The following is a 10,267-nucleotide window of genomic DNA, read 5'->3' on the forward strand; positions in this document are numbered from 1 at the left end:
TTTACCGCTGGTAGCGTCAGTCACTTTCTGGGGGATAGATCAAATCTCCTTTGATACGCCGAAACCCAACTCGCACTCCAGATCCACGAGCCGTGTCGTCGGACCGCTGGCTTTCAGGCGTTCAGTGACAATTTTCGGCCACAGGTTACGAGAGCGGCGTTTGGCGAGGCTGTAGGTAAGTTCTTGAATTCGGCAGGTGGGATAGAAGCAAAGATCTAGTATTAACCCCAGAACATCGATACTGCGCAGATAGTTTTTACCTCCGTTCTCTCGCTTTGCCTGTTTTATCCGCTCCATGGTCTGTTTGAAGCTGTCGCTCATTCTGGGCCGCACGGACAACTGGCTTCGTACAAATGCGCCCGACTCACTGTGATTACCGTGTTCATCGAAATAGGGGCCATTGTTCATGTAGGAGCGGATGTACTCCCAAAAGCCTTTTTGCATTTCCAATGATTTACCGAATGGTGAGCCGAGACTGACCATTAGTGACGTATCTGGTTTTCCGAAACTCCAAACGCGAATTTCAAGTGCGGCGCTTTGCATTCCACCGATATGTGGACCAACCAGTTGGAACTCTTGAGCCACCGCTGAAATGCCGTCCCATGGAGTGTGAAATAACTCTCCTTCGTGATCGAAGTACACTTCGCGAATGCGGCGGTTAAACAGGATAGGTAGCGGTAGCGGGCGTAGTGTTTCCCATAGGAATGGCACAACAAATAGCGGAGCACATATCGAAAGCATTATGAAAAGGCCCTCAGGTTCACCGCTTTGTAGAAGGCTGACTAATCCAAGCCCGACTCCTGCGACCCCACCTATACCGCCTAGCACTCCCGTTATCAGTCCTCTATCAGAATCACCGCCAGCCTGCAAAGCAAGGTAATGCTCCGTATGCTCATCGGTAGTAAACAGCTCCATCGGCTGCTCACCTGTAGGTCTATTTGCCTCGAGAACTACGGTGGATGCAGCGTTGGAACGTGGAGTTTCGGGCGTATTCATATCCATGCTCGCTCCATGATTTTTACGGCGGGTAGCGTCAGCCCTTCTTGTGGTGAGTAGATCAACTCGCCCTCGATGCGCTGCAAGTCCCGCACACCATCTTCATGGTACACACGGCGGTAAGGGGTTATGCCGGCTTGTACAGAAATGCGGGTACCGCTGTGTCGGGCGAAGTTTTTGCCCGTCCATTCGACCTTTTTGATCTGGTCGGGATGGTAACCGAGGGTATCGCCCCAAACTTCGATACCTTTGAAGTGGATCATGGAGTCGGTCAGCGGTACATTTTCTCCCGGCAATTTCAGTATCAGATACGTGGAGGTGACTTTTCCTTGATAGGGGTGCATCTCTGCCAGCCGACGGGCATCAAAACTGACTGGAAACAAAATGGGGTACAGCTGATCTATGGATAGGGTGTAGCTGTTTGACCAAGTGTCGTCTGGACGGATACCAAAATGACTGTTTTTTATCCACTTTTCCAGCGGTGAGTCCGCTGTATAGAGTCGGAAAATAACTCCCGCGACAATCACCACTGTTAGGCCAAGTATTTTAATGGCCACATGAGGCGCAACATTCATCCCCTCTGCAATGGCCGCCGCCTCACCTGCCATGACAGCCGCTTGTGCGGTACGGTAAGCCCGGAAAAGTTTTACATAAAGTACGATGCCGGCCAGTTCGGCGCTGCCGACGACCAGACTCGTCGTCATAGTGTCGAAGTCGCCCTTTTGGTACGACTCAAGAGCTTCTTTCCCATAGAGCACAACGTCGAATGCCAGCACGGCGACCTGCGCCGCCGCAGTAATGGCTGCGCGCCCCAAGGTTTTAGTCAACATTAGTCTTGAAGATACTGAAAACTTCCCGGTCTGGCGGACTGTCTCCCCCCAGCCAACTTCGCCGACTCGCTGCCACACAGCTGCGCTTGCCGCACCAACTCCAAACGCAGCCCCGACTGAGCTAATGCCATTTTTTACCGTTTTGTTATCAACAAACGCACTACCCGCCCAAACAAAATTCACCCCCGCCACAAACGTCACAATCGACTTGATCGGCGCCTTACTCAGCGCCCCCTTCAAATCAAACACCTCGCTCAACTCAACCCCTGCTGCCAGGTTCGCCGGCAAGGGTGGCAGCTTGGTGCTGGCCGGGACCAAATGCATGAACGGGATACCATCGGCCACCCCACTCGCCAGCGGTGAGATGTTCAATTGCGGCGGCACTGCAGGCCGCGTCCCCATCAGATCGCTATACCACTCGCCTGACTGACGCGACGTGACGCCCGAGGTCTGGATGCGCTGGTCGCTACGGGCCAACGCTGCCGCCATGTACAAGCGCCCTGCCGCACTGCTGGTGTTCTCCCCCTGATGCAACTGAAGCGCAGCTGCCGGGGCGATGGACAGAAACAGCGCCTCAACGCTTGAAGCTGGCTTGTGTTGCTTAAGCTTGTCGGCGGTCCGGTTGATCGCCTGTGCATAACCAAAGGCTCTGGCGAGTTTGCTGGCGCCTTCTTGCACGGCTGCATTGTTGTCGCGAGCCACATCGCTCAAATCCACAAGGTATTTGATCTCGCCGACACCAAGCCGCGAAGGCAACCCAAGCAACGCCCAGAGCAACCAAGGTTTACCTAGGGACTTACCTTCCAGATTCAAAGTGATTGCCTTGGCCCCGACACTGGTACTGGCCGGGCCCAGACAAGCCGCCGCAAAATGCAATTCCAGCGCTTCACGGGCAATCGCCTGGGTTATGTCGAAATGACCGCAAGCCGTATCCATGCTCGACGGCCCGTTCACTTGCAGGGTGTTGAACCACGCAACCCAGAACTGGGCCAGTCGCCGAATATCAGCGGTATATCGGTCGTTGTGGATGTCTTGGTCTTTCCACGCCCGCTTGAGTTCGTCATAGCGGGTGATGGACGGCAGCTGTGCGCTCAGTTGGCGGTCGCCTTCGCTCAGTGATTTGATGACACCGGCCAAGGCCCACTCTTCAGCGTGATGCTTCTGGTAACTGTCGAAGGCTTCTTTGCGCGCACGCATCAGCGCGGCGAGGTCGAGCAGCACGCCCCATGCATCGTCAATGATCGCGAAGGTTTGTTGCTCGCAAGCGTTCATCTGACGCTGCAATTTCAGCCAGTCAGGGGCGTGTTCCGTTTCAGGCTGAGCGCTCCAGCCATAGCTTGTCGCATCGTTGTATTCGCCAATCTGCTTGTTGATGGTGCCGAGCGGGCCGCTGAACGGCGCAACGCCCGGTACAAAACTGCGCATGATGCGCTGGCGCACGACGGGATTCGTTCTGGCGGATTTGTACTGCAGTTCGCTCCAGCGCACGGGCGACCACACCAACGCAGCAGCATCACCCGCCCTGAGCAGCAGATGCGGTTTGACTCGGGTATCGATCACCTTGCCCGCGCGAGGGGTTTGCGTGAGCTGCGCTTTTTCGACCGCATATTCCACCAGCCTGGGTGGATTGCTCTCCCACACGTAAAGCCAACCGTCGCGCAACAAACGGGCGGTGTAGTTGAGGGTGTGCGGAGTCAGGTCAGGATGCCTCGGGCCCAGTTCGGGAAACTGGCCATTCAGAGCGGGCAATTCATGGGCGCTGGTATCGACAGCGGTTGTCGGGCCCAAGGCATAACGCAGCGGCAAGACAGCAGCCAACAGCGGGCACGCCCCAACACGGATTTTATTCTGGATGCTCATGCATTGTTCTCCAGACTGGCGGGCAGATTGAGTGCGTGCAGCAGCGGCTCAGGCAGAGTGATTTGCGCAGCCAGACCTTTATTGGCCGGTGCCGCGTCGTATTCAGGTGCTTCGTTTTCCCAGGCGCACACCGCCGCATTACCGTGCCGGAGCCAGACGCTATCCACGCCATGCCAAAAACCTGCGGGCCATTGCGCGTCGACCAGCCAGGCACGGCTCAGAACGGAGCCATCCGCCAAGCGCAACCAGAATTCACGCTGTTGCTCATCAAAAACGCGTAAACGACGTTGCAGGATCGGTAGCAATTGTCGGGGGCTTTGTGTGGTAGCCAGCCACACACCGTGTTGCAGATCAGAACCGCCCCACCACGCGGCATAGGTCGCGCTGCCTGGCGAGGCGTTCAGGAGAAAAGGCCCCGCTGCGCAAATGGGCTCGTAAGCGGTTCCCTTGAATAGCGACTGAGGATGGTCCGGGCCGTAGTGCTCGTGGAGCCAATCAATTGCGCTCTCATAGTGGGCACCGTCGAGCACGAGCAGCCCTTTGTTTGGGGTGGCCGGCGTCATGCTTGCGCCCCCTCTGCCTGGACGGCATCGCACACTGGGCAGAGGCCGGTATTGGCCTCACGAAAGACGATGTTCTGTTTGAGCAAGGCTTCCATCGGCAGAGTATCGATGACCACGGACTCGGCTCCCCGCGGCACTGCCGACAACGGCGTCTGCGCCGCCATTCCTGCTACCGGCGAACCACCTTCAACAACGGCCACGCTGCTGAAGATCCCGCCGGCATTGATCACGATGTGGTGACCGCCAGCCGTGAGTGTCAGGCTCGTACCCGCATCGATCACCACTTGGCTCGCGGTGACACGGGTGTGCGGCCCAGCCTGAATCACCAGTGTTCCGGCCGCCGTCGTGCTGCTATTGCCGCCGATGCTGATCAGCTCATCGCTGCCGATCACCGTGTTGCGCAGGCCTTGGGTGGTGTGCGTCTCATCGCCCTTGATCAGGCTGGCGCTGTGGTTGTCGACCTGCTCGAAACGGTCGTGGCCGATCAGGCTGTGGCTGTCGCGGCTGATCTGTTCGCGGCGGTCGTTATCGATCCGGGTATCGCTGTCGTTGAGAATCAGTTGTTCGATGTCACGCTGGGCGCGCAGGTAGATTTTTTCCTGCCCGGCGCGATCCTCCAGCGACAGTTCGTTGTAGCCGCCGGTGTGCGGGGAGCTGTGGCTGCGCAAGACGGTTTTGGTTTTGTGCTCCGGCAGGGCGTGCGGTACGGACGTGACTTTGTTGACGACACACCCGGTGATCAAGGGTTGATCGGGATCGCCTTCGAGGTAGGTGATGACAACTTCCATGCCGATGCGCGGGATGGTCACCGCCCCGAAACCTTCCCCCGCCCAACTGGAGGAAACCCTGAGCCAGCAACTGCTTTTCTCACAGTTGAGTTCCGCTCGGTCCCACGGAAGTTCGACCTTTACGCGACCATATTCATCGCAGTAGATCTCTTCGCCGACGGGCCCGGTCACGCGTGCGGTCTGGCTGACCAACTGCGTTTTTCGAGGGCGCAATGGCGGGCGGTAAAACACGTCCCACGGAATGGCGCTGAAGTGGTTGCGATAGCCTTGGGTGAAGCCGTCTTCCGGGTTGACGTCGCTGGTGATCGCCTCTTCCAGTGACTGCGGTTGTTTCCCACGGTGCGTCACACTCAGCAACAACCACAGATCGTTGGCGTTTTTACGCGGGTGCTCAGTCAGGTCGAAAAAATGCCCGCTACGCAGGGTCGGTTGATCGCTCTTGCCCTTGGCCAATTGATAATCGGTGCGGTGCCGCTCCAGAGCCTGCCGGGCGAGTTGCTTGCCGCGCTTTTCGTTCTCGATCAGGACGGGGTAGCGATAGTCTTCGAGCTCGGGGCTGAACTCGGCCGTGAAGCGACTTTCCAACAGCAGGCTCGGGCGCTTCAGGTCATAGTCCCGACGCGTGACCGTGCTGGTGCGGGTACTGAAACCCATGGCGAACTGGCTGACGACCGGGTGGTCCGCGATCATGCCGGAGTCTTGCTGGTACGGGGTTTCGCCCAGTTTGGGGAAGAACGTCTGATCGTCGGTGAACACCAGCCGATGACCGTCCGGCGAGTGCTGGTGATGCCAGGCGATACCGTCCTCGGCGCACAGCCTCTGGAGAAACTCTAAGTCCGATTCCCCGTACTGCGTGCAGTACTCACGCGGCGGACTGGTGCTGACATGGAAGGTGAACGCATCGCTCAGGATGCCGTGACCGTTAAGCACCTGCGTGATGATCTGCGGCACCGTCAGCCGCTGGAAAATTCGTTGGTCATGGCTGAACTGCAAATAGTGCAGCGCCGGTACCAGGGTCAGGTGATAGCGGGTCAGTCGCTTGCCGGCTTCACCGACCCAGACGTCTTCGATACGGCCATGGACGCCTTCGCCATTGAGGCCGAATTGCAAAAACGCCGGTTGGCTGAGCAAGCTCTCCAGATCGAAATCCGGATGCTCGCTGACCAACTCAACGTTGATGGCGTACAGGGCGCTGATGGCTTCCGTACCCTCAAAAGTCAGCACCTTGAAATCGTGACGAACAGCGGGGATATGCAGCGCAAAATGCGCCGTATTGGCCGGTCGGAACATACGCTTATCCTTAAGCAAATAGGAAATAAAGCGCGATATCCAAACCGTCCCTGGTCTGTGCACGCGAAAACTGGCGGGCACGTTATCAATGGGGGAAAGAGATTAATGTAGGAAGAATCTTCGAATAACGTCGGAGCCTTCCGGGTTTAAAGGCAGGTGTGTTGTCCTAGGCCAGGATTGTGTAAGTTGCGTGCAATTGGGCGATCATTCCCGCCAATTGAGCCGTGTATGACCGCATTTTAGGTATATGAAAAATGCCATCATTTTGGTGGCACTTTTTTAAATGGCTGTTGTCGCTCATCAAATTAAAGTTTGATCGCAATAATTTTTCGGAAGAGTCCTACATTTATCTTTTTTTATTCTTGTCATGCTTTACGCCCCATCCGCAGACCCAATCCACAATGGATGCTGGGGATTTGAGGAACGGCTCTGGATCGATGGTTCGGGGCCAGCGGGGCGGCGGACGAAATATTAAAGTGATATCAAGGGATACCCTGACAGATATAGGGTTATCTCTTACGCGACGCCGAGAACACTTCGTCTTGTTGTTTAATCGGATGCTTGCTAGTGGCCATCATAGTGATTACGATGCGCCCACTTGCAAGAGCACGAACTCAATTGGATGAGAATCATCGAAGCTCTTTGATACTGTCCGCCGCCGTTGAAACTCCAATTGGCGTGTGACCGTAATCCTAATTAAAGGCCATGGATGTCCTACTCAAGCAAACTTTCCGCTCATTACCTTGACCTCGCAAAAGCCTCTGTTTCCAAAGAGAATTTCGCGGGTGAGGATGTTCGCTTTTCGAGCGAATATGAGGCCCTGGAAAGCGAGCTCGCCAAAGCCCAATCGATGCATGAAGCCGGTCAGATCGACTGGCTGAAAATCCGTGAAAACAGCGAAAACCTGCTGCGCACCCAATCCAAGGATTTGCGCGTCGGTGCCTGGCTGACCTGGGCTTTGTACCAGCGCGAATCCTTCCAGGGCCTGCTGGCGGGCCTTGGTTTGTTGCACCACCTGTCGGAAAACCACTGGGCCGAAGTTCATCCAAACAAGGCGCGCACCCGCGCCGCGGCCATCAGTTGGTTGGTGCCGCGTCTTGAGCAGGTGCTGACCGAAAAAGTCGCGATCAAAGAGCAGTTGCCGATGTTCCGCCGGATGGTGGAGCACCTCGAAGGCCTCGATGCCGCGTGCACCGAACACCTGGGCGACGACGCGCCGCTGCTGCTGCCGATCTCCCGTCGCCTGAAAAACATGGTGCAGCGCGCCGCCGATAACCAGCCGGAACCGGGCGTGGTGGGGGCTGCGGTCGCTCAGGTCAAACAGGCCGCGACCCAGCTGTTCACCCCCGGCGCACCGATCGACAACGAAAAAGAAGCCCACAAGGCCCTGCGCGCCCAGCAGGAAAACGCCCGTCCGTTGTGCGCCTGGTGGCTCAAGCAGAAAGCTACCGACCTGCGCGCCTTGCGCCTCAACCGCACGTTGCTGTGGTTGCCCATCGACGCGGTGCCCGAGCGTAACGCCGAGCAGATCACCATGTTGCGCGGGCTGCCGGCGGACAAGCTCAAGGCCTATCAGGATCGCTACGATCAGGCGAAATACGCAGACCTGCTGGTAGAACTGGAGGCAAGCCTGGCGAAGGCGCCGTTCTGGTTCGATGGCCAGCGAATGGTCTGGGAATGCCTCCAGGGACTGAACGCCGAGATGGCAATGCGCGAAGTGGAAATCCACTTCGCGCTTTTGATTCAGCGCCTGCCCGGCATCATCGAACTGCGTTTCCATGACGGCGCGCCGTTTGCCGATCCGGCCACCCGCGCCTGGGTCAGCGCCCACGTCATGCCGCATCTGCAAAGCGCCACTGCGCCGCGCAAGGTTGAAGTCGCTGACAACCAGCCGGCCTGGGAAGTGGCCCTGGAAGAAGTCCTGCCGATTTTGCGCAAGGACGGCCTCAAGGCTGCCGTGCAAATCCTCAAGCAGGGCCTGCAAGGCGCCCAAGGCGGGCGGGCGCGATTTTTCTGGCAGTTCGCCCTGGCGCGGTTGTGCTTCATGGCCAAAAAGTACGAACTGGCCAGGACCCAACTCGAAACCCTCGACCAAACATTACAGGACTCAGGCCTGAACGCCTGGGAGCCCGATCTTGCGCTGGAAGTGCTGCATTTACTGCATAGCTGCTGCGAGTTGTTGCCGCAGAACCATGCCGTACGTGAACGCAAGGAAGAGATTTATCGCAGGCTGTGCCACCTCGATCTCGAAGTGGTACTCGAATAGGCCCCAGGGCCACAACCGCAAGGAGAAAAGCCATGGCCAAAGAAGGCTCGGTAGCCCCCAAGGAACGCATCAACGTCACCTTCAAACCCGCCACTGGCGGTGCCAATGAAGAGATCGAACTGCCGTTGAAACTACTGGCAATCGGTGACTACACCCACCGCAAGGACGAACGCAAAGTCGAAGATCGCAAGCCGATCAGCATCGACAAAATGACGTTCGACGAAGTGCTGGCCAAGCAAGAGCTGAGCCTGACGTTGAACGTGCCGAACCGTCTTCAGGAAGAAGGCAGCACTGAAGAGTTGGGCGTGCAACTGCGCGTCAACTCGATGAAGGACTTCAACCCGGCCAGCCTGGTCGAGCAAGTGCCTGAGCTGAAAAAACTGATGGAACTGCGCGACGCGCTGGTGGCCCTCAAAGGCCCGCTGGGTAACGCGCCTGCGTTCCGCAAAGCCATCGAAGGCGTTCTCGCCGACGACGAATCCCGCGGTCGCGTATTGGGTGAGCTGGGCTTGAACGCCGCCGCCCAGGACGCCTGAGTCTCTATCAGCCAAGGAAGCCAACACCATGAGCACTAGCGCAGCACAGCAAAAGAGCAAAGAGAATGGCGAATACAGCATTCTCGACAGCATCATCGCCGAAACCCGCCTGACGCCGGACGACGAAGCCTACGACATCGCCAAGCGCGGCGTGTCGGCGTTCATCGAAGAGCTGCTCAAGCCGCAGAACAACGGTGAACCGGTCAAGAAGGCCATGGTCGACCGCATGATCGCCGAGATCGATGCCAAGCTCAGCCGCCAGATGGACGAAATCCTGCACCACCCGGACTTCCAGTCCCTGGAATCCTCGTGGCGCGGCCTGCAGTTGCTGGTCGACCGCACCAACTTCCGCGAAAACATCAAGATTGAAATCCTCAACGTCTCCAAAGACGACCTGCTGGACGATTTCGAAGATTCGCCGGAAGTCATGCAGTCGGGCCTGTACAAGCATATCTACACCGCTGAATACGGTCAGTTCGGTGGTCAGCCAGTCGGCGCGATCATCGCTAACTACTACATGTCCCCGAGCTCGCCGGACGTGAAACTGATGCAGTACGTGTCCAGCGTTGCGTGCATGTCCCACGCGCCGTTCATCGCGGCTGCCGGCCCGAAATTCTTCGGCCTGGAAAGCTTCACCGGCTTGCCGGACCTGAAGGATCTGAAAGATCACTTCGAAGGCCCGCAATTCGCCAAATGGCAGAGCTTCCGTGAGTCGGAAGACTCCCGTTACGTTGGCCTGACCGTGCCGCGTTTCCTGCTGCGTAACCCGTACGACCCGGAAGAAAACCCGGTCAAATCGTTCGTGTACAAAGAAACCGTCGCCAACAGCCACGAGCACTACCTGTGGGGCAACACCGCCTACGCGTTCGGCACCAAGCTGACCGACAGTTTCGCCAAGTTCCGCTGGTGCCCGAACATCATCGGCCCGCAGAGCGGTGGCGCGGTTGAAGACCTGCCGTTGCACCATTTCGAAAGCATGGGCGAAATCGAAACCAAGATTCCTACGGAAGTTCTGGTTTCCGACCGTCGTGAAGACGAACTGGCCGAGGAAGGTTTCATCGCCCTGACCATGCGCCAAGGCTCCGACCACGCGGCGTTCTTCTCCGCGAGCTCGGTGCAGAAGCCGAAGTTCTTCGGC

The 10,267-nt window shown here is 57.5% G+C and carries 7 protein-coding genes; 3 read left to right on the top strand and 4 right to left on the bottom strand.

All coding sequences use genetic code 11. The annotated features are described in order from the left end of the window. Positions 1-39: 39 nt before the first annotated feature. From ACIQY3_RS26280 to tssI, 4 genes are read right to left on the bottom strand one after another with little or no spacing between them, the layout of a single operon-like run. Positions 40-1,002: a hypothetical protein gene (locus ACIQY3_RS26280; RefSeq protein WP_403025649.1), complete on the bottom strand. Its 963-nt coding sequence runs from the start codon at positions 1,000-1,002 to the stop codon at positions 40-42. Beyond that, positions 993-3,686: a toxin VasX gene (locus ACIQY3_RS26285; RefSeq protein WP_403025652.1), complete on the bottom strand. Its 2,694-nt coding sequence runs from the start codon at positions 3,684-3,686 to the stop codon at positions 993-995. Before ACIQY3_RS26285 ends, ACIQY3_RS26280 begins: the two co-directional genes overlap by 10 nt. Then, positions 3,683-4,249, bottom strand: coding sequence for a DUF4123 domain-containing protein (locus ACIQY3_RS26290; RefSeq protein ID WP_403025654.1), 567 nt, complete (start codon positions 4,247-4,249; stop codon positions 3,683-3,685). Before ACIQY3_RS26290 ends, ACIQY3_RS26285 begins: the two co-directional genes overlap by 4 nt. After that, a complete protein-coding gene (tssI, locus tag ACIQY3_RS26295; RefSeq protein WP_403025657.1) occupies positions 4,246-6,327 on the bottom strand; it encodes a type VI secretion system tip protein TssI/VgrG in 2,082 nt (693 codons plus the stop codon). The genes ACIQY3_RS26290 and tssI overlap by 4 nt, the downstream gene beginning before the upstream one ends. 709 nt (positions 6,328-7,036) lie before the next feature. Between tssI and tssA the strand changes: the two genes are divergently transcribed. From tssA to tssC, 3 genes are all read left to right on the top strand, one after another. Next, positions 7,037-8,593 (top strand): type VI secretion system protein TssA, encoded by a 1,557-nt coding sequence (gene tssA, locus ACIQY3_RS26300; RefSeq protein ID WP_403025660.1) that lies wholly within the window; start codon positions 7,037-7,039, stop codon positions 8,591-8,593. A 32-nt stretch (positions 8,594-8,625) separates the two neighbouring features. Beyond that, entirely contained in the window at positions 8,626-9,129 is a 504-nt protein-coding gene (gene tssB / locus ACIQY3_RS26305) for a type VI secretion system contractile sheath small subunit (RefSeq protein WP_123515696.1), read from the top strand. 28 nt (positions 9,130-9,157) lie between these two features. Beyond that, the coding region (tssC, locus tag ACIQY3_RS26310; RefSeq protein WP_403025664.1) for a type VI secretion system contractile sheath large subunit at positions 9,158-10,267 on the top strand (1,110 nt) is incomplete at its 3' end.

The organism is Pseudomonas sp. NPDC096950 (assembly GCF_044762525.1).
Lineage (GTDB): Bacteria > Pseudomonadota > Gammaproteobacteria > Pseudomonadales > Pseudomonadaceae > Aquipseudomonas.

Excerpts from the sequence above, each read along its gene's own strand:
- tssA (WP_403025660.1), top strand. The coding sequence starts at position 7,037 with ATGTCCTACTCAAGCAAACTTTCCGCTCATTACCTTGACCTCGCAAAA.
- tssB (WP_123515696.1), top strand. The coding sequence starts at position 8,626 with ATGGCCAAAGAAGGCTCGGTAGCCCCCAAGGAACGCATCAACGTCACC.
- ACIQY3_RS26285 (WP_403025652.1), bottom strand. The coding sequence starts at position 3,686 with ATGAGCATCCAGAATAAAATCCGTGTTGGGGCGTGCCCGCTGTTGGCT.
- ACIQY3_RS26290 (WP_403025654.1), bottom strand. The coding sequence starts at position 4,249 with ATGACGCCGGCCACCCCAAACAAAGGGCTGCTCGTGCTCGACGGTGCC.
- tssI (WP_403025657.1), bottom strand. The coding sequence starts at position 6,327 with ATGTTCCGACCGGCCAATACGGCGCATTTTGCGCTGCATATCCCCGCT.
- ACIQY3_RS26280 (WP_403025649.1), bottom strand. The coding sequence starts at position 1,002 with ATGGATATGAATACGCCCGAAACTCCACGTTCCAACGCTGCATCCACC.